We start from the raw sequence: 25,330 nt of genomic DNA, 5'->3' as shown, positions 1-25,330 counted from the left end.
TCCCTGCTAAGAATTATTTCTCAGCAGGGATTTTTTTAATTATATAAAGACAATTTAGTCAATCGCTCTTTTAGTAATATCACCAAAAGCATCTATTCTTCTGTCTCTGAAAAATGGCCAGTTCTGACGTACATTTTCTTGTAAGTCTAAGTCTACTTCGGCAATCAGGATTTCTTCTTTGTCGTGTGAGGCTTGCGCCAAAATTTCGCCTTGTGGTCCCGCAATAAACGAAGATCCCCAAAACTGAATTCCCGCCGTATCAGGCAAGTATTGTTCTAAACCAATTCTATTTGCTGCAGCAACATAAACACCATTCGCAACTGCGTGACCTTTCATGACACTCATCCAAGCGCCATGTTGGTTTTCACCGTATTGCTCTTTTTCTTGTGGATGCCATCCAATTGCTGTTGGGTAAAACAACACTTCAGCACCTTGTAAAGCAGTCAAACGAGCTGCTTCAGGATACCATTGATCCCAACAAATTAAGGTTCCTATTTTTCCTTTTTTAGTTGGAATTGTTTTGAAACCCAAATCTCCAGGAGTAAAATAGAATTTTTCATAAAAATGAGGATCGTCCGGAATGTGCATTTTACGATACAATCCTGCTTCTGAACCGTCTGTGTCAATGATGTATGCACTATTATGGTAAATTCCAGCCATTCTTTTTTCGAAGAAAGGAACAATAATCACCACACCTAATTCTTTTGCCAAAGCGCTAAAAGCAATAAACGAAGTACTGTACAATGGTTCTGCCAAAGCAAAATTATCTACATCTTCGCTTTGACAAAAATAATGACTGCTGTATAATTCCGGCAACGAAATCACTTCGGCACCAAGGTTGGCGGCATCACGAACCCAACTGATACATTTTTTCAAGTTGTTTTCGGCAATATCATTAAGATTCAATTGAATGACCGCTATTTTGTATTTCTTGTTTGGCATGACTAAAATTTTAGACTGCAAAAATAGTGAATTTTATAAAGAGTAGAAAATAGGGGTAATGTGTTTTTTAGGTTTTAAATAATCTTTGGACCTATTATGTTTTAAGAACTTCAATGAAGTTGGGAGAAGTTATCTAAAGGGTATAGCGAATAATTGCCGATACGAGCAATACTTTGTGCCGGAGAAAAATTAATATAAAATTGGCATTAAGAAAATCTGGAGGTTTTATTTTTGTATCTTGTATTATAGTTAACAAAACAGGTTAAGTTTTTGCTCTGCTACAATAGTGTAATTTATAATTCATTAAATTTTACAATTATGACAGAAGAATTCAAAATCATCGATAAAGAAGACATCGCTCTTCTTAAATTTCCGACAACAGATGTTCTTGACGATGTGGACGAAATAAAAACGAGAATAAGCGATATCAATAGGGCTTTGTCATTGGGTAATTTAGAGCATTCAAAAATTAAAATTTTCTTTGAAGATAGCGAATCCAAAAAAATAGTAGATACTACGGTTTGGGGTGTTACAGATAAAAATGTGATGCTAAAGCAAGGTGTGATGATTCCAATTCACCGAATATACAAGTTGTTTTAGTATCGTATTCTTTACTTATTTGGAGCGGTTTTTTTCACAATTAGCGGTATCGCTAAGAGTTGTTTTTTTACGGATTATTTATCCATTTTATTTGCCGAGCCAATTAGAGTTACATCTACCAGTTCCAAAGATTTGACCATATCTTTAACAGTCTCCTTATATCTCTTAAAATGAGTTGTTTCTATGTGTGATTTGTATGCCGTTGTATCAGCATATATTTCAAGTATGGTGATGTGTGATGGTTCGGTTTTGTCTGCAACGGCGTAATACGTTAATACACCAGGTTCAAGACGAACTGCAGTAGTCATTTGTTCTTTTAGCGCACTATTGTACTTGTCCAATTGCAATGGATCAACTTTAATTTTTGCCAATCGTACCATTTGAATTTTCTCCTGAGCTACAGTATTTGTACTAAAGGAAAATATAAACAAAGTGACTAAAACAGTCAATAATGTATGGGTTGGTTTAAATGTTTTCATATTTATTGTGTTGAAGTTTAAATTATAATAGTCAAGAGTCCTTTTTGATAGTTGTCAATAAGCTGCTTGTTTTTGTTTGTTCAGGAGCGGTTTTTAGGTTTTAAATAATCTGCGGATATTTCTTATTTGGGTTTCCTCATGACGACTCCGGACTTATTTTTTCACTCTGTTTAATACTTGTCTAAAATATTTATTTAATAACCCGATTCCATTATATTTTTTCAAAATTATTGCCAAAGATTTTAATTTCAATTCTTCATATTCTGAAGGCTTATCTTGTAAATCACCAAAATAAGCCATTTTATATATTGGATTTTCTGAATCGATGTTAATGGCATTAGTTATCAATTCTTTACTTAGTTTTTCATAAACTTCATAATTTCCAAATTCATATGGAAAGATTGACATTGTATATCCAACAATAAAATTAAATTCGGCATTACCGTCAAAATTTGCTTTTCCTTCAACAAACATTTTCTGCAAACGGTTTTCTCTATTTATTTTTTCAATAAACTCATTCGGCATATCTTCGATAATAATCCAAAGAAAAAAGTAAAAGTGCTTCCAAACATCAAAATCATCGCTATTTGTAGCGTATAAATTTTCGTAAGATTTGAAAGCTAAATCAAACTCTTTTTTTTCTTCTAATTCAACGATTCTATTTAATTCTGAGTTCATATACAACGATTAGTTATTCTTGTGGAAAGCGTAATGTTAACGTTCTGTCGCTTCTCGTCAGTTGCGAACTTCTGAACTGATTATTGTTTGTTAAAGATAAAAATTCTTGTGAAACGTAAACGTGAACTTACCACAAAATTCGCAATTGCTAGAAACGGCTGTTAGCAGCCGTTATGATTTAAAGTTTAATCGTTTCTTTAAATGTCTTCCGAGAGACTCTAAATCGTTAAATATTGAGTATGAATTGACACCTGCGAGCTCCAAAAATTTTCTGGCATCATCTAATGAGTCGACAGGTATTTTTAACCGATGTACACATTTAGGAGCTAGCTTTTCAAGAGGTTCTAATGATTCTCCGTGTAGCGTAAAAAGTCCTCTTTGACTAAATAACCTTTGGTTTTGTCTTAACGGATATATTGCAATGGGAAGTTTGTATTTATTAGTAATCTCTTGAGTTATATGTCTTTCATAATAACTGTCAATTAAATCCAAATCAGGGTTAATTATTACTTCTCCTATTTCTTTGGTTTTTTTATTTAAATTATAAGGATTAAGTATCCATATTTCAGGTTCTTCAATGTCGTCGCTTTCTAACGCAAAGAATAAAGCCGTAGCAAAACTCTCTGTCCAATCAAGTAATCTAGTAGGAAGTCCATGATGTTGCATTAAAAATAGTAATTCCCAAGATTTCTTGTCAAATTTGCCTAATAATGAACCTCCGTTAGAAATAAAATCATAAAACAATGTTGATTCTAAATATGTTAGTTTTTTCGGATCACTTGTATTTCGGAGTAATGTTGGAGTTAAATTCCAAGAACCTTTAGAATGACCTCTAAAAAATAACAAATCAGTGTTGGTATGTGATTCAATTATCTCATTTACTTTAACCAAAAAATTAATCCAGTTTTGATTCATTTGATTGTTTTATTTATTGCAGTTTGGTTGATAATGGCTGCTAACTTGCATATAGAAGAAATAGACCTTCTTATATACACCCAAAAATAAGTAGATTGGCAAAGGTTTGTTTCGCTTTATATTTTCTCAAATATATTAAAATTTTCTTACAAATTAGTAGTCAACTTTTTTATTCTAATATGATTTATAACACAATCTAACTTTAATAAAACACTTTTTTCAAAATTTTATTATGAAAAAAACGCGTGGTCAAATAGCCCCGATGGGAGCAAGTATCCTTTTTATAAATGTAACCCGATAGGGTTGCGTTTATAAAAAGATACTGTGGACAGCGGGACAACTCGTGTTGAAAAATTAAAAATGTTCTGCTCCTAAAAAAAGCATAAAAAAAACACCAGCCTTTCGACTGATGCTCTCCTTGTTTTTAAATTATGTATGCGGCTAAAATGTATTCAATTGCTGCTTACTTTTTGCCAATAATCTTTTTGAACAGGGTTACAATTCCCAAAACAATTCCACCAAATACAAGTCCTATTAAAAATTCAGTTAGGATGGAAGGTAATTGGGGTAATACGCCATGTAAAAAACCGATGTTGTGTACAAATATGCCACCTGCTACTAACAGTAAGGCGATGGTACCTATAAAGGATAAACTTTTGATGACCTTTGGCAGTGCTTGTACCAGAATATTACCTAACGTTTTTGTAAAACTTCCTTCTTTGGAACTCAGTTGAATCAGTTTTAAACCTGCTTCATCCATTCTTACAATTAGGGCTACAATCCCGTAAACACCCACGGTTGCTATTATTGCAATGATGGAGACAACCAGAATCTGTGATAAAATAGGTTTTCCAATAACGGTGCCCAGCGCAATAATTACGATTTCTACGGATAAAATAAAATCGGTTACGATGGCTGATTTTATTTTTTCTTTTTCGAAAGCTAAAATTTGTTCTTCGGTCATCGGTTCCAACGAAATTTCGTGTTTTGCATGTTCGTGCGGAAAGAAGTATTCGTATATTTTTTCGGCGCCTTCGTAGGCTATATAAAGTCCGCCGAGTACTAAGATTATGATAACAGCCACCGGTAAAAAAGCACTCAGCAGAAAGGCGATGGGTAAAATGATTACTTTATTAATGAAAGAACCTTTTGCAATTGCCCATAATACGGGAAGTTCTCTTGAGGAGATAAATCCGGAAGCTTTTTCGGCATTTACGGCTAAATCATCGCCTAAAATACCAGCCGTTTTTTTGGCGGCAAATTTACTCATTACTGCAACATCATCCATAATTGCTGCGATATCATCTAATAGTGCGAAAAAACCTGATGCCATTTTTATTGTTTTAGAAACTGCGTTGATTTTGGTATTTGCTTTGCCAAAATCTAATCTGCGCGTTTTGATTGTTTATTGATGCGAATCTAAAACTTTTTTTATTTACTCTATTTATAAAACGGGTGAATTTTTAGTTAATATTCACCCAAAACCTTTCTGTAGTAGCGATACTGTTTTTAATTACTTTTGAAATAAAAATAATTATGGGATTCAAACATGTATTTAAAGCTAAATTAGATTGGTTTTTTTCCAAAAAGGAAGCCGCAACGTATACTAAAAGTCATACCATAACGATTGATGGTAAGGCTGTTTTAAACGTTTCGGCTGCTAAAGCTTTTAAAGGAGATCCCGCTTTGTACAATCCTGAAGACCTGTTATTGAGTAGTGTGGTTTCCTGTCACATGATGTCTTACTTGTATGTTTGTAAACAAAATGATATCGATGTGGTGTATTATACAGACGAAGCGGAGGCAACTCTGGAGGTTTCAGCTGACGGTAGCGGTCGTTTTATTGCCATTAAACTGAATCCGAAAGTTCGGATTGCTAACAAAGAAAAAATAGAGGAGGCACTTAGCTTGCACAAAAAAGCGAATAAACTTTGTTTTATAGCCAATTCGTGTAATTTTCCAATTCTACACTTTCCAACTTGTGAAATTGAAGCTATAGATTAAAGTGGTTTCGCATTAAATTGATCCTAAAACAGTAATTAAATCAGAGCTGGTTTACTCCTAAAAACAGAATGATATAAAAAAACACCAGCCTTTCGACTAGTGTTTTCATAAGTTTAAATGTTCAAGATTCTTAGGAAACTAACTCGGTTTGATTTCTAAAAACCAATTTTCCATCAAACGCATCAATCAAAACGATGCTGTCTGTCGTTATTTTTCCGGATAAAATTTCTTTGGATAATTCATTGAGAACGTCTCGTTGAATCACTCTTTTCACGGGTCTCGCTCCAAATTGAGGATCGTATCCTTTCTCAGATAAATAGGCAATAGCTTCCGGAGTAGCGTCCATAGTGATGCCTTGTTGTGCCAGCATTTTGGTTACATTTTTCAGTTGCAACCCTACGATTTGAGCAATATTTTCATTGGTTAATGGCGTGAACATTACAATTTCATCAATACGATTGATGAATTCTGGGCGAACCGTTTGTTTCAATAATCCCAACACTTCTACTTTAGCTAATTCGGTAGCAGCTTCCACACTTCCTTTTAGATTTTCAAATTTCTCCTGTATAATCTGGCTTCCCATATTTGAAGTCATGATGATAATCGTGTTTTTAAAATCTGCCAAACGTCCTTTGTTATCTGTCAAACGTCCTTCGTCCAAAACTTGTAGCAAGATATTAAACGTGTCCGGATGCGCTTTTTCAATCTCATCCAATAAGATTACGGAATACGGTTTTCTACGAACGGCTTCGGTCAATTGTCCGCCTTCATCATAACCTACATATCCCGGAGGCGCACCCACCAAACGGCTTACGCTGTGGCGTTCTTGGTATTCGCTCATGTCAATACGCGTCATCGCATTTTCATCGTCAAACAGATACTCCGCTAAGGCTTTCGCCAATTCCGTTTTTCCAACTCCCGTTGTTCCAAGGAAAAGAAACGTCCCCACCGGTTTTTTCATATCCTGCAATCCGGCACGGCTTCTGCGCACGGCATCGCTCACGGCTTGAATCGCTTCTTCCTGTCCTACAACTCTGTGATGCAGTTCGTCTTCCAGTTTTAATAGTTTTTCTCGTTCGCCCTGAAGCATTTTCATCACTGGAATTCCAGTCCATTTGGCCACGACTTCGGCAATATCTTCGCGGGTAACTTCTTCTTTTATCAACGAAGTTCCAGATTGGTTTTCTTGTAATTCCTTCAGTAAAATGGCTAAACGTTCTTGGGCTTCCTTGATTTTTCCATAACGAATTTCGGCTACTTTTCCATAATCACCATCACGTTCGGCACGTTCCGCTTCATATTTGAAATCCTCAATTTCCGTTTTTACCGTTTGGATGTTGTCAACGACATCTTTCTCCGATTTCCATTTGGCGTAAATTTCGTTGCGATCTTCTTTGAGATTGGCCAAATCCATTCCTAAAACTTTAAGTTTGCTTTCGTCTTTTTCTCGTTTAATGGCTTCTATTTCAATTTCCAACTGCATGATTTTTCGATCCAAAACATCCAGTTCCTCTGGTTTTGAATTGATTTCCATGCGCAGTTTTGAAGCTGCTTCATCCATTAAATCAATAGCTTTATCCGGAAGAAAACGGTTTGTAATATACCGTTGCGATAATTCGACAGCGGCAATAATGGCATCATCTTTAATTTGGACTTTATGATGTGTCTCGTATTTTTCCTTGATTCCACGCAAAATAGAAATGGCACTTTCAGTATCTGGTTCTTCGACCATTATTTTTTGGAAACGTCTTTCGAGTGCTTTGTCTTTTTCAAAGTATTTTTGGTATTCGTCTAATGTGGTTGCTCCAATAGCGCGAAGTTCTCCACGAGCCAACGCCGGTTTCAGAATATTTGCCGCATCCATAGCGCCTTCGCCACCGCCAGCTCCCACAAGCGTATGGATTTCGTCAATAAATAAAACAATATCGCCTTCGGCAGAAGTTACCTCTTTCACCACGGATTTCAATCGTTCTTCAAATTCCCCTTTGTATTTTGCACCGGCAATCAGCGCTCCCATATCAAGGGAATACACGATTTTATCTTTCAGGTTTTCAGGAACGTCTCCGTCAACAATTCGGTGCGCCAATCCTTCCGCAATGGCGGTTTTTCCCACTCCGGGTTCACCAACCAACATTGGATTGTTTTTGGTTCTACGGGTTAGAATTTGTAACACTCTGCGAATTTCTTCATCACGGCCAATAACAGGATCGAGTTTCCCGGTACGGGCTAATTCGTTGAGGTTTTTGGCGTATTTATTTAAAGAATTATAGGTTTCCTCAGCAGATGCCGAAGTTACTCGTTCTCCTTTTCTCAATTCATCAATTGCTGCTTTTAGTCCTTTTTCGGTAACGCCTTGGTCTTTTAGGATTTGGGCGACTTTACTTTTAGAACCAAATATGGCTAAAATTAAATGCTCCACAGAAACGAATTCATCATTCATTTTTTTTGCAATAATCTCGGCTTCGTTCAGCGTTGAATTTGCAGTTCTGGAAAGCATAATTTCACCACCGGAAACTTTAGGGAAGCTTTGTATCGTGCTGTCTATTATTTGTTCCAATAAACTCACATTTACATTGAGTTTTTTAAGCAGAAAAGGAGCCACATTTTCATCTACTTCAAAAATCGCCTTAAAAATATGTTCGTTTTCTATTTGTTGTTGCCCATGGCTTTGCGCCAATTGTTGGGAAAGCTGGATGGCTTCCTGGGATTTGATTGTAAATTTATTTATGTTCATGACTTTATATTGTTTGTGTTATTTACCTAACTTTGCGAATCAATATTCAATTTATATTCCAATACAATATTACCGACAAATTGACAGAAATTTCATGATTTTTATCATATTTTAAAGTCAAAATGTCTTAAAATAAGACAATTATGAGTTTTTTTAAAAATATGTTCAATAGTTCAGATGACAAGGATTTAAATGAAAATAAAATCAATTGGAATGAACTAACCGATTTAGGGCAACTGAATGAAATTATTGCTATTTCGAATGAAAAACCAGTAGCAATTTTTAAACACAGTACACGATGCAGTGTAAGTAGGATGGCACTGAAACAGTTTGAAAATGAGTTTAATAGCTCAGATAAAGTTACGCCTTATTTTTTAGATTTAATAGCATATAGAGCTATTTCTAATGCCATTGCGGATCAATTTGGTGTAACGCATCAGTCCCCACAATTGATTTTAATTAAAGAAGGAAAAGCCATTTATAATGTTTCGCACAGTGATATTGATGCGGAAGAATTAAGTAGAAAGGTATAAGAACCAACAGTTTAAATTTGGAATATAAAAAAATCCATCAGTCGCGGCTGATGGATTTTTTTGTAACAATTATTTTGGTCCTGAATTAATAAGAATCGTCCATTTTCTTTTTTATGGCATCCAAACAAAGGTTGTTGATACTTCCTTCGTGTGTATGTTTGGTTTCTTTTGGAGATTGAAAAGTCCCATTTTCTAATTGCTCAGCAACGGCTTTATAAGCATCTCTAAAAGGCTTTCCTGCAACCACCATTTCGTTTAAGGAATCTACCGTAAATAAATAGTCGTATTTTTTATCGTCTAAGATATGCTCTTTTACTTTAATGTCCTTGATAGCAAAAATCGCAATATCCAAACAGGCTTTCAGGTTTTGAATCGCTGGAAACAATCCTTCTTTCAACAATTGCAAATCCCTGTGATAGCCACTTGGAAGGTTGTTGGTGATTAAAGTGATTTCGTATGGTAAGGCTTGAATTTTGTTGCATTTTCCACGAATCAACTCAAAAACATCTGGATTTTTCTTGTGTGGCATGATGCTCGAACCGGTTGTAAGATGCGAAGGCAAAGTGATGAAATCAAAATTCTGACTCATATACAAGCAAATATCCATCGAGAATTTAGCCAAAGTTGCTGCCACACTGCTCATGGCAAAAGCGACTGTTTTCTCTGATTTTCCACGGCTCATTTGAGCGGCTACCGAATTGAATTTTAAAGTTTCAAAACCTAATTCTTGTGTCGTGAATATTCTGTTGATAGGAAACGAGCTTCCGTAACCTGCAGCCGAGCCTAATGGGTTTTGGTCTACAATTTTCAAAGCGGCATTCAACATCGTTATATCATCAATCAAAGTTTCGGCGTAAGCAGAAAACCACATTCCGAAAGAAGAAGGCATTGCAATTTGAAGGTGTGTGTATCCTGGCAACAACACATTTTGGTGTTTATCTGCGGATTCCATCAGTAAATCAAAAAGGCTTTTTACTTGCTCTTTCAGTTCTTTAACGACATCTTTGAGGTATAAATTAACATCAACCAGAACTTGGTCATTACGGGAACGGGCCGTGTGAATTTTTTTTCCGGCGTCACCCAATTTTACTGTTAGTAAATATTCAATTTTGGAATGCACGTCTTCAAAGCTGTCTTCGATTTCGAATTTTCCGTTTGCAACGTCTTTTATTATTTCTTCCAAAGCCAAAACCAAAGAAACGGTTTCGGAGTCTGTTAAAAGACCGATTTGTCCCAGCATTTTTGCATGTGCAATAGAACCTAAAGCATCATATTTTGCCAGAACTAAATCCAGTTCCCTGTCGTTTCCAACGGTGAAATGTTCAATTTGCTTATCGGTTGGTATTCCTTTTTCCCAAAGTTTCATAATTAGATTTTTAGATTTTTAGACAATTAGATTTTTAGACTTCTAAGGAGTCTAAAAATCTAAGAAGTCTGAATAAAGAAGTCTGAAAGTATTTTGATATACAATTGAATTCCTTCTTCTATTTCGTTTATAAATATAAATTCGTCTGCCGAGTGTGACCGCAGGGTTTCTCCTGGTCCTAATTTCAAGGATTGACAACTCAAAACCGATTGATCCGAAAGGGTAGGCGAGCCATACGTGGTTCTTCCCAGAGCAATTCCGGCTTGTACTAATCCGTGTGCAACAGGAATTGAAGATGCGTTTAAATGCATCGAACGCGGATTGACTTCGGCAGTTAAATGCTTTCTCACGGTATCTAAAATTTCTTGATTGCTGTAACAATCATTCACTCGGATATCGACAACCAAATGACATTCCGCGGGAACTACATTATGTTGTTTCCCAGCAGATATCTGTGTTACGGTCATTTTTACGGGACCTAAAACCTCCGATGTTTTTTCGAATTGATAGCTGTTAAACCATTCCATAACGGGAATCGCATTGTAAATAGGATTGTCAGGATTGTTGTGTGCAGCGTGACTGGCAGTACCTTTTACGATGACATCGAGTACCAATAACCCTTTTTCGGCTACGGCCAATTGCATCAAAGTGGGTTCTCCCACAATCGCACATTCCAGTTCTGGTAAATGTTTTAAAACGCTGTTTAATCCATTTTTTCCGCTGCTTTCTTCTTCGGCTGAAGCGACCATCACAATATTGTATGGCAGATTTTCATTCGAATAAAAATGTACAAAAGTGGCTAAAAGCGAAACCAAACAACCTCCCGCATCATTACTTCCTAATCCAAATAATTTACCGTCTTTTACGATGGCTTCAAATGGATCGTTGGTATAGCCTTGATTTGGTTTTACAGTATCGTGGTGTGAATTCAGTAAAAGTGTTGGTTTGGCTTTGTCAAAATATTTATTGAAAGCCCAAACATTGTTATTCTCTCTTTCGAAAGGGATACTATTTTGTCTAAACCAATTTTCGATTAAAAGTGCTGTTTGGTCCTCTTCACTTGAAAAGGAAGGCGTTTCAATCAGTGCTTTTAATAGCGCAATGGCTTCTTGTGTAAGGATTTCTATACTCTTCATAGTGTAATTGTAGTGTACAATGCCGTTTTATCTTGTAACATCCTGTGATGACCAATTTTTATTTTTTGAACTCCTTTGGACAAACTGTTGAAACAGTTGTCTAATTTTGGAATCATACCAGAATGTATTGCTTTTTCTGCTTTTAATTTGGAATATAATTCTTGATTGATGTTCTCAATTACGGAAGAATCGTCTTCGGCATCATATAAAACGCCCGGTTTTTCAAAGCAATAATTCAAAGTGACATCAAAAACTTCCGATAAAGCAATTGCCAATTCACTAGCAATGGTATCTGCATTGGTATTTAATAATTGTCCTTTTCCATCGTGTGTTATTGCGCAGAATACAGGAACAATACCATTAGAAAGCAACGTTTCCAATAAGTTTGTATTCACTTTTTTCACATCGCCTACAAAACCATAATTGATGGTTGGGTGGTTTCTTTTGTCCGATTGAATTAAATTCCCATCAGCCCCAGAAAAACCCATTGCATTGGTTGAATTTGCTTGCAATTGAGCCACAATATTTTTGTTGATTTGACCTGCATAAATCATCACAACTACATCAAGCATAGCGGCATCGGTGATGCGTCTTCCATCAATCATTTGAGGTGCTAAACCTATGCTTTCGGCCATTTTGGTAGCTGATTTTCCACCACCATGAACGAGTATTTTATAGCCTTCAATCTTAGAAAAATCAGATAAAAATTGTTTTAATTCCGTTGGATTATCAATTATGTTTCCACCAATTTTTATTAGGCTTACCGGTTTTTTATTTTCCATTTTCCAATATTTTTTGCAACACTAATTGTGCGGCATACGTTCTATTGTTGGCTTGCTCAATAACAATTGAATTTTCGCTGTCAATCACTTCATCAGTAACAATTACGTTACGTCTTACCGGCAAACAGTGCATGAATTTAGCATTGTTGGTTAGTTTCATTTTATCGGCAGTTACAGTCCAATTTGGGTCAGAATTTGTAATCTGACCATACTCGTTATAATTGCTCCAGTTTTTGGCATAGATAAAATCGGCATTTTCAAAAGCTTTGTCTTGGTCGTATTCAATCTTGGAATCTTTCGTGATTTCAGGATTTAATTCGTAGCCTTCGGGATGTGTAATAACAAAGTCAGCATCTTGTAACTGCATCATTTGCACGAAAGAATTGGCAACTGCTTGAGGTAACGCTTTAGGGTGTGGCGCCCAAGTCAAAACTACTTTTGGCTTGTGTTCTGTTTTGTATTCCGCCATAGTTATGGCATCTGCAAGCGATTGTAACGGATGTCCCGTAGCGCTTTCCATATTGACAACAGGCACTGTGGCATATTTTAGGAAGCCGGAAAGTACGATTTCGGCATTGTCTTTTTCTTTGTCTGCTAATCCGGCAAAAGCCCTGATAGCAACAATATCGCAATATTGAGAAACTACTGCAGCAGCTTCTTTAATGTGTTCTGAAGCACCAGAGTTCATGATGGCTCCGTCTTCAAATTCAAGTGTCCAACCTTCACTGGTAAAATTCATTACCATGACGTTCATCCCCAAGTTTAAAGCTGCTTTTTGAGTACTTAAACGCGTTCTCAAACTGGAATTAAAAAACAACATTCCTAAGGTTTTGTTTTTACCCAGTTTTTTGTTTTTGAGTGGTTTTTTCTTGATTTTCAATGCTTGTTGCACCCATTTATCAAGTGAATCTATGTTTTGTATGGAGATGTAGTTCATTGTCTTATTTGTTTAATCGGTTATTTGTTTAATCGATTAACCGAATTAACGATTAACCGTATCAACATTTTATAGAATTTTAGTAAAAGGTATTTCGTTTTTTAAAGCTTTCAAAATAAAATTGTCTTCTAATCCATTGACAATCCAAGTTTCGATAGTGGCGTCTTTGGCAATTGCCGAGGCTTCTATTTTAGATTGCATTCCGCCGGTTCCGTGCGAGGATTTAGAATCACCAATCTCTTTTTCCAATACTTTCAAATCGGTTACTAGAGAAATCGTTTCAGGAACGGCATCATTAATGGATGCTTTGGTGTAAATCCCGTTCGTATTAGTAGCGATGATCAGAATGTCAACATTTAATAAAACGGCCGTTAAAGCGGCTAATTTGTCATTATCACCAAACCGAATCTCATCCGTAGCCACCGTATCATTTTCATTGATAATCGGAATGTAATTATTTTTGACCAACACATTGATGGTGTTCACGATATTTACTTTGGATTGTTCTTTTTCGAAATCAGAATAAGAAAGCAAACACTGCGAAATCAGCAATCCTAAATCGCTGAAGTTTTCATGATAAATCCGCATTAAATGGGGCTGACCAATAGAAGCCAATGCTTGTTTCACAAAAACATCTTTGTCTTGATTTTCCAGTTTTACAAATTGTTTGGCTGCGGCAATCGCACCAGAGCTTACAATGATGAACTCGTAATCGTCTTGTAAAGCGGCTATTTGCATCCCAATATCTTCAATCTTTCCTCTCGAAATGTGATTGGTTTCTTTGGTTAACGTATTGCTTCCTAACTTTAATAAAATTCTTTTTTTAGCCATTTTTTTAACCGCAAAGTGCGCAAAGTTAATTTTTAAACTAAACGTTGACAAACGCAAAGTTCGCAAATTGTTGTGTTAATATTCTGAATTCTTACTTTTTTCAATCTTCAATCTTCAATCAAAAATCGTTAATCTTCAATCAAAAATCCTTTACCTGATTTGTCCATTTCCGTAAATATACCACTTATTAGTAACTAAATGTTGCAAACCAATTGGTCCACGTTGGTGTAATTTGTCTGTGCTTATCGCCAATTCTCCTCCTAAACCAAATTGTCCTCCATCAGTAAATCGGGTAGAGGCGTTTTGATATACGGCTGCCGTATCAACATTTTCCATGAATTCCCGGGCAATTGCATCATTCTTTGTGATTATCGAAGCCGAATGTCCGCCACAATATTTATTTATTTTGTCAATCGCTTCTTGATCCGAATTTGTTATTCCGATAACAATTTTGTAATCTAAAAACTCTTCGTACCAAATTAAATCGGATTCAATCTGAGGAATATTTGTTGCTCTGGAAATGCTTTCATCTCCTAAAACGGTTACGTTTCTTTGTTGTAATTCGGTAATTACTTTCTTTGCAAAAGCTTCCCAATTGTCAAGATTTGTATCAATTAAAACTTTATCTAAAGCATTGCAAACAGATATATTTGAGGTCTTTCCGTTAATAATAATGGCAAGTGCTTGATCTAAATCAGCTTCCTTATTTACATAAGCAAAATTATTTCCTCGACCACTTATAATCACTGGGCAAGTGGCATGTTTTTTTACAAAAGCAATTAATTTTTCACCACCACGAGGAACGATTAAGTCCACTTTTTGTGTTGGTTTCTCCAAAAATGCCTGCGTTTCTTCTCGATTGTAATTCAAGTATTCCACCCATTCTGTAGCAACATTGTTTTCTTTTAAGGCTTGATGCCACAATTCCACAATTTTCAAGTTTGACAGTACCGATTCTTTTCCGCCTTTCAATAGAATTTTATTTCCGGATTTAAAGGCGATTCCACCAGCTTCAACAGTAACATCAGGTCTAGATTCATAAATAATCATTATGGTTCCAAAAGCTGCTGTTTTATTGATGATCTTCATTCCGTTTTCATGGTCGAAATTAAAACGCTCCACGCCAATAGGATCTTCTTGACTGGCTAATTGTTGCATGGATAAAATCATGCCGTCAATTTTGGTATCATCAACCAATAAACGTTTTTCCATGGCCAAGTCATCTCCAGAATAATTATTGATATCCTGTTGATTAACCGTTTTAAGGTTAGCTCTTTCTTCTTCAAGAAGTTCGGCCATGCGACTTAAAACTGCGTTTCGCTTTTCTATTGGTAATAAGTGGTTCATTGTTTTTGGTTTTACTATTTTAGAAAAAAAAATCTAAACATATAAGTCACAAGTTTAAGTGCTTGTATGACTTATATGTTTAAAAAAATCATTTCAATTCTGCCAATGTTTCTTTTAAAGCGATAATAAAGGTATCAATCGCTTCCTTCTTGATTGTCAATGGAGGAAGGATTCTTAATAAGTTTTTATTATTTGCATTTCCTGTAAAAATATGTTTGTCGATAATCATTTTTTTACGAAGTGTACTTACGTCAAAATCAAATTCTACACCGAGCATTAATCCTCTTCCTTTTACTTGGATAACTTCCGGAACTTGTTTAATTGCTTCTAAAAAATAAGCGTAAACGTCATTTACGTTATCCATTAATTTTTGGCTTTCAATCACATCCAAAACTGCAATTCCAGCGGCACATGCCAAATGGTTTCCACCAAAAGTAGTTCCCAATAATCCATAACTCGCTGTGAATTTTGGAGAAATCAAGATTCCGCCAATAGGAAATCCATTACCCATTCCTTTTGCCAGACAAATAATATCTGCTTTGATGTTATGGTGTTGGTGTGCAAAAAACTTTCCGCTTCTTCCGTATCCTGACTGCACTTCGTCCAAAATCAAAACGGCATCATAAGCCTCACATAGTTTTTCTAATGCCTGAAAAAATTCAGTTGTTCCTTGGTCTAAACCACCAACTCCTTGAATTCCTTCAATTATAACAGAAGAAACATCTCCTTTTTTTAGTTCGTTTTCTACCAACTCGATATTATTCAATGGTAAAAAAGTAACGATTTGTTGCGCATTGATTGGCGCAACAATTTTTTTGTTATCTGTAACTGCAACTGCCGCCGATGTTCTTCCATGAAAGGAATTATCAAAAGCAATTACACGCGATTTATTGTTGTGAAAAGAGGCTAATTTCAAGGCATTTTCATTGGCTTCAGCTCCAGAACTGCACAAGAATAAAGTATAGTCTTCCAATCCGGAAAGTTTTCCTAATTTTTCTGCCAGTTCTACTTGCAATGGATTCTGAATCGCATTCGAATAAAAACCAATATTATCCAATTGATTTTTTAATTTGGCTACATAATCCGGTTGGGTGTGTCCAATGGAAATTACTCCATGACCACCATATAAATCTAAATATTCCACTCCTTTTTCATCTGTAATAGTACAATCCAGTGCTTTTACAGGAGTGATGTTGTATAATGGGTAAACGTCAAATAAGTTCATTTTTTTAAAGTTTAATCGGTTAATGGGTTGTTTGTTTAATCGATTAACCGAATTAACGATTAACCAAATAAACATCTAAAACCCGCTTGGTTTCAAATGTAATCCTGTGGTTTCATCCAATCCAAACATTAAATTCATGTTTTGTATGGCTTGTCCTGAGGCTCCTTTTGTTAAATTATCAATTACTGAAGTAATCAATAGCCGGTTTCCTTTTTTCATTAAACTGATGATGCATTTATTCGTTTGTACCACTTGTTTCATGTTGATTCCGGTTGTCGTAACCGTTACGAAAGGCTGGTCTTTGTAAAAAGCCTCATATTTAGCTACTACATCTTCCAAGTTTTCTTCGATTGTTGTGTATAATGTGGCAAAAATTCCTCTAGCAAAATCACCTCTGTTGGGTACAAAAATCAATTCGTTTGTATAATCCGCTTGCAATTGGTTGACACTTTGGTTTATTTCGCCCAAATGTTGGTGTTCAAAAGCTTTATAATGTGACATATTGTTCGATCTCCAGCTAAAATGCGTCGTTTCCGAAGGCGAAACTCCAGCTCCTGTACTTCCTGTTGTGGCATTGATATGAACGTCAGTCGTAAGCATTTCATTTTTAGCCAATGGCAATAATGCTAATTGAATTGCTGTTGCAAAACAACCTGGATTTGCAATAAACTGAGCGTTTTTGATAACCGATTTATTCAATTCAGGTAAACCGTAAACGAAAGATTTATTATCGAAGTCTTTGTCTTTTGTCAATCTGAAATCATTTCCTAAATCGATGATTTTGGTATGGCTTGCAAATTGATTTTGCTCTAAAAACGATTTTGATTTTCCATGACCTAAACACAAGAAAACAACATTCACATTTGGATTTACAGTATCGGTAAAATTCATTTCGATATCGCCCATCAAATCATGATGCGCAACTGAAAGTGGTTTTCCAGCGTTTGTTGTGCTGTAAACAAAATCAAGTGTAGCATTGGGATGAAACATCAATATTCTGATGAGTTCCCCCGCTGTGTAACCTGAACCGCCAATTATTCCAATATTAATCATGTGTCAGTTTATTTACAGATGAAAATATGTTTTGGGCATTCCCAAGAATTTTGATAAATCCTTTGGCATCATCAGACGTCCAAGCGTTGTTCATTTCTCCATATTGTCCAAAACCGGTATTCATTAAATCATTTTCAGATTCAATTCCGTCCAATGTAAAGTGATATGGTTTTAGCGAAACGATAACGGTTCCGTTTACAGTCGTTTGAGTGTCTTCTAGGAAAGCCTCGATGTTTCTCATTACAGGATCTAGAAATTGTCCTTCATGAAACAACATTCCGTACCAGTTTCCTAGTTGTTCTTTCCAGTATTGTTGCCATTTACCCAGCGTATGTTTCTCTAATAAATGGTGTGCTTTGATGATGATTAAAGGTGCTGCTGCTTCAAAACCAACTCTTCCTTTAATTCCGATTATAGTATCGCCAACGTGAATATCTCTACCAATTGCATACGTGCTGGCTAATTTTTCAAGAGCAACAATATTTTTTGTTGGTGTGTCCAAAGTTCCGTTGATGCCTACTAATTGTCCTTTTTCAAATTGTAGTGTTACTTTCTCTTCACCTGTTTTTTGCAATTGAGAAGGATACGCTTCACTTGGTAAAGTTTGATTTGATGTCAATGTTTCTTTACCACCTACGCTTGTTCCCCACAATCCTTTATTAATGGAATATTGTGCTTTTTCCCAAGAATAATGAACGCCGTTTTTAGATAAATAATCAACTTCTTCCTGTCTTGATAGTTTTAAATCACGAATAGGAGTGATGATTTCAATTTCGGGAGCGATGGTTTGAAAAATTAAATCAAAACGAATTTGGTCATTTCCTGCACCAGTACTTCCGTGGGCGATTGCTTCAGCACCAACAGATTTTGCATATTTAATCGCTTCGATAGCTTGAAAAACACGTTCTGCACTTACGGATAATGGATAGGTATTGTTTTTTAATACATTCCCATAAATCAAATATTTAATGGCTTTGTCATAATATTTATCTACAATGGTAAGATTTGCATGTTGCGCACTTCCTAATTCGTAAGCTCTTTCTTCGATAGCGGCTAGTTCAGCTTCATCAAATCCTCCAGTATTTATAAGAACGGTATGAACTTCATATCCTTTTTCGTTTTTTAAATATTTCAGGCAATATGAGGTATCTAATCCTCCACTATAAGCTAATACAACTTTTTTCATGATATTATTTTTTTAAGAACAAGGCTTCTTTAATTGATTTTAATCTGTTTAATACTCTGATATTAAATGGGTGTTTAGGCGGATCTTTAGGTTTTTCTTTTGGGTCATAAAGCATTCCGGTACACAAACACATTTTATTGTCTTTGCTTTTTAGGATTTCATAATTGGTGCACGTTTGGCACCCTTTCCAAAAACTTGGGTCGCTGGTCAATTCTGAAAAAGGAACAGGTTTGTACCCCAAATCGGAATTTATTTTCATTACCGCTAAACCAGTAGTGATTCCAAAAACCTTAGCGTCTGGATATTTCTCTAATGAATAGTCAAAAACAAATGATTTGATTTTTTTTGCTAAACCTAAATTTCTGTAATCAGGATGTACAATCAATCCAGAATGTGCTACAAATTTTCCGTGTTGCCAACTTTCGATATAGCAAAAACCGGCAAATTTCCCATTATCTAATGCGATAACGGCATCTTTACTTTCCATCTTTTTTTGGATGTATTCAGGAGTTCTTTTTGCAATCCCAGTACCTCTCAATAAGGCGGACGATTCAATAGTATCGCATATTTCTTGCGAATACTTATAATGTTCTTCCTGAGTTACAATGATAGAAATTTTCATTTCAAGCGATTATTTTGAGTTAAAAAATGATTCGTGTATTTGTTTTTGAAATGCATTTTTGCCAAATTCAAATATAATACTAAAACAGTCGATTGTTGTGCAATAAATTGAACTACAATACGATAGTGATAAATAAGTATTAATTTTTGGATATATTAATCCAATGGAAAATAGCGGTAATTTCAAAACGGAAAAAATGAAAAATGAATAAAGATACGAAACAGCTTTTGGGTACTATAGGGATAGTATCCGTACTTCGGGAGAAGTAGTGGGTCTGTTTGTCCGTGACAAAGAAGTTATATGTAAACTTGTTTTATTCATTGGTGCAAAAGTACACATATTTTTAAAACACAACACTAAATTTGTATTTTGTAACAAAATTTTAATGTATTGTTGATTTTTTAAATTGAAAAACTCCTTGATAGGCTTAATTATCAAGGAGTTTTATGTAATAGTATTAATTTAAAATATTAGTTTCTAAACCTGTTTCTGCTGATTACATCTTTTATTTTGGCTTTTAAATCTTCTCCGGTATCATAAACCATTTGTTCGTTGCTAGGAAAAGCTACCGCTCTTTTGTCAAAATAAGAGTAATAATTATCGTCAGAAGCGTGTCGGTCTCCTTTATATGTTGCATAAATATTTTCGAAAATAAACTCACTGGCTATTGGGAAAGATTGTAATAATTGATTGCTTTTAAAGTTGATGTAATCTACTTTGGCAGTAATTTGACAGGATTTAAGCTGTCTGAATTCATAAATGCGTACTGTTGCATTTCTCATATCATCCACCATCACCACTTTGCCTTTTTCGTCTAGAACTTCTTTTCCGTTGGCGTCAATCAGTTTTTTGACACCATCTTTTATAATGCGGTCTTTTACAAACTCTCTTTCTTTTATTTGCTCAGGCGAAATATAAATATGTCTAAAGTTAATTACCATTCCGTAATCATAATCAATTCCTTTTTGTTTGTTGCTGTGGTAGACAGTCCATTTGTCGTTCAATCCATAGGTGCTAAAGTCCAATAAGTCATTTTGAAGACGAACCGGGATAATCATATTCGTTTCGTTTTTGGTGTAAACCGAAACATAATCAGAACCTTTGAATTTAGCTTCATCCATGAGTTGTAAAACGTTTTTATAATTTGGAGTTATTTGGTTTAGATATTCCATATCATCATACGCTTTTCGGTAATTCATTTTGTCTGAAGTTCCCATTAATTTTTTGGCATTAGCATACAAATAAGCTGATAAGGCATTTTTGCTGTCAATGATTTGGTCGTTATAATTGTCAAATGGGAAAATAGCATTTCGTCCTTCTTTAAGTAGTTTCAAAGGAAGTAACGGTTTGATTTTTTCCTGACGGGAATTCAATTGTAAATACGTGTTGTACATTTTTTCCAATTGAGCAGGATTAGCATCTTTTGCTAATAAATTAATGGCATTTAAATCGCGTTCTTTTGCTTTGGCGAAAGCCTCTTCCAGCAAGTAAACATAATCTTGTTTGCCTTTTTTATCTTTATTGGTTCGCAAATTTGAAACGGCATTGTCAATTGCTTGGTCGTAATTTCCAGAGCTTAATAAATTTTGGGTTTGTTTCACGCCACAAGAGGAAATAAGAAGAAACAGGGATAATAAAAGAGTAATTTTTTTCATAAGCTTACAGTTAAGTAAATGATTTTTCGAAATTGTTTCTACTGTTTTTAAGCAGTTTTACGGGTTTTGAATTTTAAAATCCAAAAATAATGCCATAAAAAAACCTAACAAAAATAGAATAAATGTTAGGTTTTAAAAAGTGTATTTCTAATTTTTTATTGTCTCACAAAAGGAGGCAGTAATTTGCTGGAAACTTCACCAAAACCAATTCGGACCTGACCATTTTGGCAAAAACCTTTCATGATTACGGTGTCATTGTCATTGATAAATTTACGCTCTGTTCCGTCGCCCATTTTTATTGGATTTTTTCCGCCCCAAGTTAATTCTAACATGGAACCAAAGCTATCTTCAGTTGGGCCGGAAATAGTTCCTGAGCCCATCATATCACCAGAATTTACACGACATCCATTAGAAGTATGATGTGCTAATTGTTGGCACATTGACCAGTATAAGTATTTAAAATTAGAGTGCGAAACTACTGTTGGTTTTGCATTTTCAGGCTGAATTGCCACCTCTAAATTGATGTCAAAAGAATGTTTTCCTTTTTGTTGCAAATAAGGAAGCGGAGTAGGTTCTTGTTTTGGTCCTTTGGTTCTAAAAGGTTCCAAAGCATCCATAGTAACTATCCAAGGGGAAATTGAAGTTGCAAAGTTTTTTGCCAAGAATGGTCCTAATGGTACATATTCCCATTTTTGAATGTCGCGGGCACTCCAGTCATTCAATAAAACCATCCCAAAAATATAATCTTCAGCTTCAGTTACAGCAATGTTTTCTCCCATTATATTTACATCCGTAGTAATAAAAGCAGTTTCAAGTTCAAAATCGACTGAACGTGAAGGTCCAAAAACTGGTGTGGTTTCTCCGTTTGGTAACGTTTGTCCCATTGGTCTGTGAACCGGAATTCCTGATGGAACGATAGTAGAACTTCTACCATGATATCCTACAGGGATATGAAGCCAGTTTGGTAATAATGCATTTTCAGGGTCACGGAACATTTTTCCTACATTAGTTGCGTGTTCTTTACTGGAATAGAAGTCAGTGTAATCACCAATGAGTACCGGTAATTGCATTTCAACATCTTCCATTTTGAAAATTATTATATCTCTGTCTTTTGCATTATCTTGTAGTTTCGAATTTGTCACATCAAAAAGTTCAGCAATTCGGTTTCGAACCAAACGCCATGTTTTTTGACCATCAGAAATAAAATCATTCAAAGTATCCTGCATGAACATATCATCCGTCAGTTCAATACCTTCAAAATAATTTAATTGTTGTAAAGCTCCCAAATCGATTGCGAAATCTCCAATTCTTGTCCCTACGGTTACAATGTTTTCTTTGGTAAGGAAAACTCCAAAAGGAATATTTTGAATAGGGAAATCACTGTTGACAGGTACTTCTAGCCATGATTTTCTATTGGTATCGTTAGCTGTTATTGGCATATTTTGTTAATTATTTTGTTAAAAAATTACTCATCAAATATATTATAATCTAACTATTAACCAAACGTTTTTTTGTATTTTTGCATCAAATTAACGAAAATCAAAAAAATGCAACGCGACGAACAAATTTTTGACCTTATTCTAGAAGAACAAGAAAGACAAATTCACGGATTAGAACTTATTGCTTCGGAAAACTTCGTAAGTGACGAAGTAATGGAAGCAGCTGGTTCTGTTTTAACTAACAAATATGCTGAAGGATATCCTGGCAAAAGATACTACGGCGGTTGTGAAGTAGTTGATGTTGTTGAACAAATTGCTATTGACAGAGCCAAAGAATTATTTGGAGCTGAATATGCAAATGTACAGCCGCACTCTGGTTCACAAGCTAATACAGCGGTTTATCACGCTTGTATCAAACCAGGTGATAAAATTTTAGGTTTTGATTTGTCTCATGGAGGACACTTAACCCACGGTTCACCAGTTAATTTTTCGGGACGTTTATACACACCTTCATTTTATGGTGTAGATAAGGAAACAGGAAGATTAGATTATGATAAAATTCAAGAAATTGCAACTAAAGAACAACCAAAATTAATCATAGCAGGAGCTTCGGCTTATTCTCGTGATATGGATTTTGAGCGTTTCAGAGTAATTGCAGACAGTGTTGGTGCTATTTTATTAGCTGATATTTCTCATCCTGCCGGACTTATTGCAAAAGGATTGATGAATGATCCATTGCCTCATTGCCATATTGTAACTACTACAACGCACAAAACGTTACGTGGTCCTCGTGGTGGTTTGATTATGATGGGTAAAGATTTCGAAAATCCATTTGGTTTAACTACTCCAAAAGGAGAAATCAGAATGATGTCTTCTTTATTAGACTTGGCTGTTTTCCCTGGAAATCAAGGAGGTCCTTTAATGCACATTATTGCTGCAAAAGCAGTAGCTTTTGGTGAAGCTTTGAAAGATGAATTTTTTACATATGCTTTACAATTACAAAAAAATGCTAACGCTATGGCGGATGCTTTTGTAAAAAGAGGATATGAAATCATTTCTGGCGGAACGGATAATCACATGATGTTGATTGATTTAAGAAACAAGAATATTTCTGGAAAAGATGCTGAAAATGCATTGGTAAAAGCAGAAATTACCGTAAATAAAAATATGGTTCCATTTGATGATAAATCACCATTTGTAACTTCAGGTATTCGTGTAGGAACTGCTGCTATTACCACTCGTGGTCTAGTTGAAGAAGATATGGAAACTATTGTTGCTCTTATTGACAGAGTATTGGTAGACCACACTAACGAAGATGTTATCGAAGCGGTAGCAAATGAAGTAAACGAAATGATGAGCGAAAGAGCTATTTTCGTATACTAAAAAGTTCAAAAAAGTTTAAAGTTTAAGGTTTAAGGTTTTGTGTTTACGGAAAGTGATCGCAATTTTTTAAACTTTAAACTTTTTTTATTTTAATGTAACTTTAAACTTTAAACAAATTGTATAAATGTCTGTACTAAGATTAAAATTACCAACGGATCCAAGATGGGTCAATATTGTAGAAAAAAACATTGAGGAAATCTTGACAGATCACGCTTGGTGTGAACAAAAAGCTGCTACAAATGCCATTACCATTATCACAAACAATTCAGAGCATCAAGATTTAGTGAAGGATTTATTGGCTTTGGCCAAAGAAGAAATCGATCATTTTGAGCAAGTTCACAATATCATTATTAAGCGTGGCTTGAAATTGGGGCGTGAACGCAAAGATGAATATGTGAACGAATTGTATTTGTACATGAAAAAAAGCAGCGATGGAAGCAGAGTTTCCAGTTTAGTGGAACGGTTATTGTTTTCAGCAATGATAGAAGCCAGAAGTTGTGAGCGTTTCAAAGTACTTTCGGAAAACATTCAAGATGAAGAATTATCTGTTTTTTACAGAGATTTAATGGAGAGTGAAGCGGGACATTACACTACTTTTATTACTTATGCAAGAAAATATGGAGTAGGAATTGACGTTGAAAAGCGTTGGAGAGAATGGCTCGAATTTGAAGAAAATATTATAACAAATTACGGTAAAAATGAAACAATTCATGGGTAGTTTTTTATTATAGCCGATTTTAGTTCTAATTTTTAGTAAATAATGAACGATTTAAGAAGCTTAATAATCAGTTATTTATATTTATTGCGTTTAAAAGAAGACAATGTTTTGTATTTAAAATAAATTATTTGTTACCAGATTAATATTTTTTGATTTACATTTATGATTTAATTTTAACCTTAACACTTGTTTATTGATATGAAACTCAATTTTAATTATGATGGAAATATTGCTTGTAAGGCAATATTACAAGATCAATTAGAAAAATTCGATATTAAATATCAGCTGTTGGATTTAGGACAAATTGAAATTGGAGATAGTGTTTCTGAAGATGTTTTGGCAGAACTTCAAGTAGGTTTAACAAAGTATGGCATTCAGATTATTGATAATCCAAAAGGACAATTAATCCAAAAAATTAAAGACGCTATAATTGAGATTGTCTATAAAAAAGAGAAATTTCCAAACATAACGATTTCTCAATATTTATCGGATAAACTGAATTTTAGATACGGTTACATTACTAATGTTTTTTCGGAATATACATTTACATCTATTGAGAATTTTATTATTATTCAAAAGATTGAAAGAGCCAAAAAACTTATAATTGAAGAGAAACTTACGTTAACCGAAATTTCTCATGAGTTAAACTATAGTAGCGTAGCTTACTTATCAACTCAATTTAAAAAAGTAACAGGACTAACACCCTCAATGTTTAAAAGGATAGTAGGTAAAAAGAGAGAGTTATCTAATAATGATTAAATAAAA

General features: G+C 34.9%; 24 protein-coding genes. 6 read left to right on the top strand and 18 right to left on the bottom strand.

Features of this window, described 5'->3' with window-relative positions; translation table 11 throughout:
* Positions 1-54: 54 nt before the first annotated feature.
* Positions 55-942 carry a carbon-nitrogen hydrolase gene (locus tag C8C87_RS08775; RefSeq protein WP_091170395.1) on the bottom strand — a complete coding sequence of 296 codons (888 nt, stop codon included), beginning with the start codon at positions 940-942 and terminating at the stop codon, positions 55-57.
* 318 nt (positions 943-1,260) lie between these two features.
* On the opposite strand from C8C87_RS08775, the gene C8C87_RS08770 reads away from it, so the two are divergent.
* The gene (locus C8C87_RS08770) at positions 1,261-1,542 is read left to right on the top strand and encodes a hypothetical protein (RefSeq protein ID WP_121342340.1); all 282 of its coding nucleotides are present in this window, start codon (positions 1,261-1,263) and stop codon (positions 1,540-1,542) included.
* 74 nt (positions 1,543-1,616) lie between these two features.
* Here the strand turns inward: C8C87_RS08770 and C8C87_RS08765 are convergent, their stop codons facing one another.
* The 4 genes from C8C87_RS08765 to C8C87_RS08750 all read right to left on the bottom strand — a co-directional run bounded on the left by C8C87_RS08765 (position 1,617) and on the right by C8C87_RS08750 (position 4,947).
* The gene (locus tag C8C87_RS08765; RefSeq protein ID WP_121342339.1) at positions 1,617-2,021 is read right to left on the bottom strand and encodes a putative quinol monooxygenase; all 405 of its coding nucleotides are present in this window, start codon (positions 2,019-2,021) and stop codon (positions 1,617-1,619) included.
* Between the two features lie 153 nt (positions 2,022-2,174).
* Positions 2,175-2,699: a hypothetical protein gene (locus C8C87_RS08760; protein ID WP_121342338.1), complete on the bottom strand. Its 525-nt coding sequence runs from the start codon at positions 2,697-2,699 to the stop codon at positions 2,175-2,177.
* 171 nt (positions 2,700-2,870) lie between these two features.
* The gene (locus C8C87_RS08755) at positions 2,871-3,614 is read right to left on the bottom strand and encodes an FRG domain-containing protein (RefSeq protein ID WP_121342337.1); all 744 of its coding nucleotides are present in this window, start codon (positions 3,612-3,614) and stop codon (positions 2,871-2,873) included.
* Positions 3,615-4,077: 463 nt separating this feature from the next.
* The gene (locus tag C8C87_RS08750; RefSeq protein WP_121342336.1) at positions 4,078-4,947 is read right to left on the bottom strand and encodes a DUF808 domain-containing protein; all 870 of its coding nucleotides are present in this window, start codon (positions 4,945-4,947) and stop codon (positions 4,078-4,080) included.
* A 203-nt stretch (positions 4,948-5,150) separates the two neighbouring features.
* Between C8C87_RS08750 and C8C87_RS08745 the strand changes: the two genes are divergently transcribed.
* Positions 5,151-5,618 (top strand): OsmC family protein, encoded by a 468-nt coding sequence (locus tag C8C87_RS08745; RefSeq protein WP_121342335.1) that lies wholly within the window; start codon positions 5,151-5,153, stop codon positions 5,616-5,618.
* Between the two features lie 130 nt (positions 5,619-5,748).
* Here C8C87_RS08745 and clpB read toward each other — a convergent pair whose 3' ends face one another.
* Positions 5,749-8,352, bottom strand: a complete 2,604-nt coding sequence (clpB, locus tag C8C87_RS08740; RefSeq protein WP_121342334.1) for an ATP-dependent chaperone ClpB — start codon at positions 8,350-8,352, stop codon at positions 5,749-5,751.
* Between the two features lie 143 nt (positions 8,353-8,495).
* Between clpB and ytxJ the strand changes: the two genes are divergently transcribed.
* Positions 8,496-8,885: a bacillithiol system redox-active protein YtxJ gene (gene ytxJ / locus C8C87_RS08735; RefSeq protein WP_121342333.1), complete on the top strand. Its 390-nt coding sequence runs from the start codon at positions 8,496-8,498 to the stop codon at positions 8,883-8,885.
* Between the two features lie 85 nt (positions 8,886-8,970).
* Here ytxJ and argH read toward each other — a convergent pair whose 3' ends face one another.
* From argH to fahA, 12 genes are all read right to left on the bottom strand, one after another.
* A complete protein-coding gene (gene argH, locus C8C87_RS08730) occupies positions 8,971-10,251 on the bottom strand; it encodes an argininosuccinate lyase (protein ID WP_121342332.1) in 1,281 nt (426 codons plus the stop codon).
* Positions 10,252-10,310: 59 nt separating this feature from the next.
* Positions 10,311-11,387: a M20 family metallo-hydrolase gene (locus C8C87_RS08725; RefSeq protein ID WP_121342331.1), complete on the bottom strand. Its 1,077-nt coding sequence runs from the start codon at positions 11,385-11,387 to the stop codon at positions 10,311-10,313.
* Positions 11,384-12,169, bottom strand: a complete 786-nt coding sequence (argB, locus tag C8C87_RS08720; RefSeq protein ID WP_121342330.1) for an acetylglutamate kinase — start codon at positions 12,167-12,169, stop codon at positions 11,384-11,386. The genes C8C87_RS08725 and argB overlap by 4 nt, the downstream gene beginning before the upstream one ends.
* Positions 12,159-13,106, bottom strand: coding sequence for an N-acetylornithine carbamoyltransferase (locus C8C87_RS08715; protein ID WP_121342329.1), 948 nt, complete (start codon positions 13,104-13,106; stop codon positions 12,159-12,161). The genes argB and C8C87_RS08715 overlap by 11 nt, the downstream gene beginning before the upstream one ends.
* A 69-nt stretch (positions 13,107-13,175) precedes the next feature.
* Positions 13,176-13,937: a glutamate 5-kinase gene (gene proB / locus C8C87_RS08710; protein ID WP_099715138.1), complete on the bottom strand. Its 762-nt coding sequence runs from the start codon at positions 13,935-13,937 to the stop codon at positions 13,176-13,178.
* Positions 13,938-14,087: 150 nt separating this feature from the next.
* Positions 14,088-15,284, bottom strand: a complete 1,197-nt coding sequence (locus tag C8C87_RS08705; protein WP_121342328.1) for a glutamate-5-semialdehyde dehydrogenase — start codon at positions 15,282-15,284, stop codon at positions 14,088-14,090.
* An 88-nt stretch (positions 15,285-15,372) separates the two neighbouring features.
* Complete coding sequence (locus C8C87_RS08700; protein ID WP_121343334.1) at positions 15,373-16,509, bottom strand: aspartate aminotransferase family protein; 1,137 nt, start codon at positions 16,507-16,509, stop codon at positions 15,373-15,375.
* A 75-nt stretch (positions 16,510-16,584) separates the two neighbouring features.
* Positions 16,585-17,562, bottom strand: coding sequence for an N-acetyl-gamma-glutamyl-phosphate reductase (argC, locus tag C8C87_RS08695; protein ID WP_121342327.1), 978 nt, complete (start codon positions 17,560-17,562; stop codon positions 16,585-16,587).
* Entirely contained in the window at positions 17,555-18,748 is a 1,194-nt protein-coding gene (locus C8C87_RS08690) for an argininosuccinate synthase (protein ID WP_121342326.1), read from the bottom strand. The genes argC and C8C87_RS08690 overlap by 8 nt, the downstream gene beginning before the upstream one ends.
* A 4-nt stretch (positions 18,749-18,752) precedes the next feature.
* Positions 18,753-19,370, bottom strand: coding sequence for a GNAT family N-acetyltransferase (locus tag C8C87_RS08685; RefSeq protein ID WP_121342325.1), 618 nt, complete (start codon positions 19,368-19,370; stop codon positions 18,753-18,755).
* A gap of 470 nt (positions 19,371-19,840) precedes the next feature.
* Positions 19,841-21,025: a hypothetical protein gene (locus tag C8C87_RS08680; RefSeq protein ID WP_121342324.1), complete on the bottom strand. Its 1,185-nt coding sequence runs from the start codon at positions 21,023-21,025 to the stop codon at positions 19,841-19,843.
* Between the two features lie 155 nt (positions 21,026-21,180).
* Complete coding sequence (gene fahA, locus C8C87_RS08675) at positions 21,181-22,464, bottom strand: fumarylacetoacetase (protein ID WP_099715144.1); 1,284 nt, start codon at positions 22,462-22,464, stop codon at positions 21,181-21,183.
* A gap of 108 nt (positions 22,465-22,572) precedes the next feature.
* Between fahA and glyA the strand changes: the two genes are divergently transcribed.
* The 3 genes from glyA (at position 22,573) to C8C87_RS08660 (ending at position 25,324) form a co-directional block, all read left to right on the top strand.
* A complete protein-coding gene (gene glyA / locus C8C87_RS08670; protein WP_121342323.1) occupies positions 22,573-23,847 on the top strand; it encodes a serine hydroxymethyltransferase in 1,275 nt (424 codons plus the stop codon).
* A gap of 124 nt (positions 23,848-23,971) precedes the next feature.
* Positions 23,972-24,565, top strand: coding sequence for a tRNA-(ms[2]io[6]A)-hydroxylase (locus tag C8C87_RS08665; RefSeq protein WP_099715146.1), 594 nt, complete (start codon positions 23,972-23,974; stop codon positions 24,563-24,565).
* Between the two features lie 198 nt (positions 24,566-24,763).
* Positions 24,764-25,324, top strand: coding sequence for an AraC family transcriptional regulator (locus C8C87_RS08660; RefSeq protein ID WP_121342322.1), 561 nt, complete (start codon positions 24,764-24,766; stop codon positions 25,322-25,324).
* The last annotated feature ends 6 nt before the right edge of the window (positions 25,325-25,330 follow it).

The sequence above is a fragment of the Flavobacterium sp. 120 genome (assembly GCF_003633605.1).
GTDB lineage: Bacteria > Bacteroidota > Bacteroidia > Flavobacteriales > Flavobacteriaceae > Flavobacterium > Flavobacterium algoritolerans.
Note: the sequence above shows the minus strand (reverse complement) of the source record. Positions and strands in the feature narration are given on the sequence as shown.

Bases quoted from the DNA above. Each gene is read 5' to 3' on its own strand.
- C8C87_RS08775 (WP_091170395.1), bottom strand. From the start codon at position 942: ATGCCAAACAAGAAATACAAAATAGCGGTCATTCAATTGAATCTTAAT.
- C8C87_RS08770 (WP_121342340.1), top strand. From the start codon at position 1,261: ATGACAGAAGAATTCAAAATCATCGATAAAGAAGACATCGCTCTTCTT.
- C8C87_RS08765 (WP_121342339.1), bottom strand. From the start codon at position 2,021: ATGAAAACATTTAAACCAACCCATACATTATTGACTGTTTTAGTCACT.
- C8C87_RS08760 (WP_121342338.1), bottom strand. From the start codon at position 2,699: ATGAACTCAGAATTAAATAGAATCGTTGAATTAGAAGAAAAAAAAGAG.
- C8C87_RS08755 (WP_121342337.1), bottom strand. From the start codon at position 3,614: ATGAATCAAAACTGGATTAATTTTTTGGTTAAAGTAAATGAGATAATT.
- C8C87_RS08750 (WP_121342336.1), bottom strand. From the start codon at position 4,947: ATGGCATCAGGTTTTTTCGCACTATTAGATGATATCGCAGCAATTATG.
- C8C87_RS08745 (WP_121342335.1), top strand. From the start codon at position 5,151: ATGGGATTCAAACATGTATTTAAAGCTAAATTAGATTGGTTTTTTTCC.
- clpB (WP_121342334.1), bottom strand. From the start codon at position 8,352: ATGAACATAAATAAATTTACAATCAAATCCCAGGAAGCCATCCAGCTT.
- ytxJ (WP_121342333.1), top strand. From the start codon at position 8,496: ATGAGTTTTTTTAAAAATATGTTCAATAGTTCAGATGACAAGGATTTA.
- argH (WP_121342332.1), bottom strand. From the start codon at position 10,251: ATGAAACTTTGGGAAAAAGGAATACCAACCGATAAGCAAATTGAACAT.
- C8C87_RS08725 (WP_121342331.1), bottom strand. From the start codon at position 11,387: ATGAAGAGTATAGAAATCCTTACACAAGAAGCCATTGCGCTATTAAAA.
- argB (WP_121342330.1), bottom strand. From the start codon at position 12,169: ATGGAAAATAAAAAACCGGTAAGCCTAATAAAAATTGGTGGAAACATA.
- C8C87_RS08715 (WP_121342329.1), bottom strand. From the start codon at position 13,106: ATGAACTACATCTCCATACAAAACATAGATTCACTTGATAAATGGGTG.
- proB (WP_099715138.1), bottom strand. From the start codon at position 13,937: ATGGCTAAAAAAAGAATTTTATTAAAGTTAGGAAGCAATACGTTAACC.
- C8C87_RS08705 (WP_121342328.1), bottom strand. From the start codon at position 15,284: ATGAACCACTTATTACCAATAGAAAAGCGAAACGCAGTTTTAAGTCGC.
- C8C87_RS08700 (WP_121343334.1), bottom strand. From the start codon at position 16,509: ATGAACTTATTTGACGTTTACCCATTATACAACATCACTCCTGTAAAA.
- argC (WP_121342327.1), bottom strand. From the start codon at position 17,562: ATGATTAATATTGGAATAATTGGCGGTTCAGGTTACACAGCGGGGGAA.
- C8C87_RS08690 (WP_121342326.1), bottom strand. From the start codon at position 18,748: ATGAAAAAAGTTGTATTAGCTTATAGTGGAGGATTAGATACCTCATAT.
- C8C87_RS08685 (WP_121342325.1), bottom strand. From the start codon at position 19,370: ATGAAAATTTCTATCATTGTAACTCAGGAAGAACATTATAAGTATTCG.
- C8C87_RS08680 (WP_121342324.1), bottom strand. From the start codon at position 21,025: ATGAAAAAAATTACTCTTTTATTATCCCTGTTTCTTCTTATTTCCTCT.
- fahA (WP_099715144.1), bottom strand. From the start codon at position 22,464: ATGCCAATAACAGCTAACGATACCAATAGAAAATCATGGCTAGAAGTA.
- glyA (WP_121342323.1), top strand. From the start codon at position 22,573: ATGCAACGCGACGAACAAATTTTTGACCTTATTCTAGAAGAACAAGAA.
- C8C87_RS08665 (WP_099715146.1), top strand. From the start codon at position 23,972: ATGTCTGTACTAAGATTAAAATTACCAACGGATCCAAGATGGGTCAAT.
- C8C87_RS08660 (WP_121342322.1), top strand. From the start codon at position 24,764: ATGAAACTCAATTTTAATTATGATGGAAATATTGCTTGTAAGGCAATA.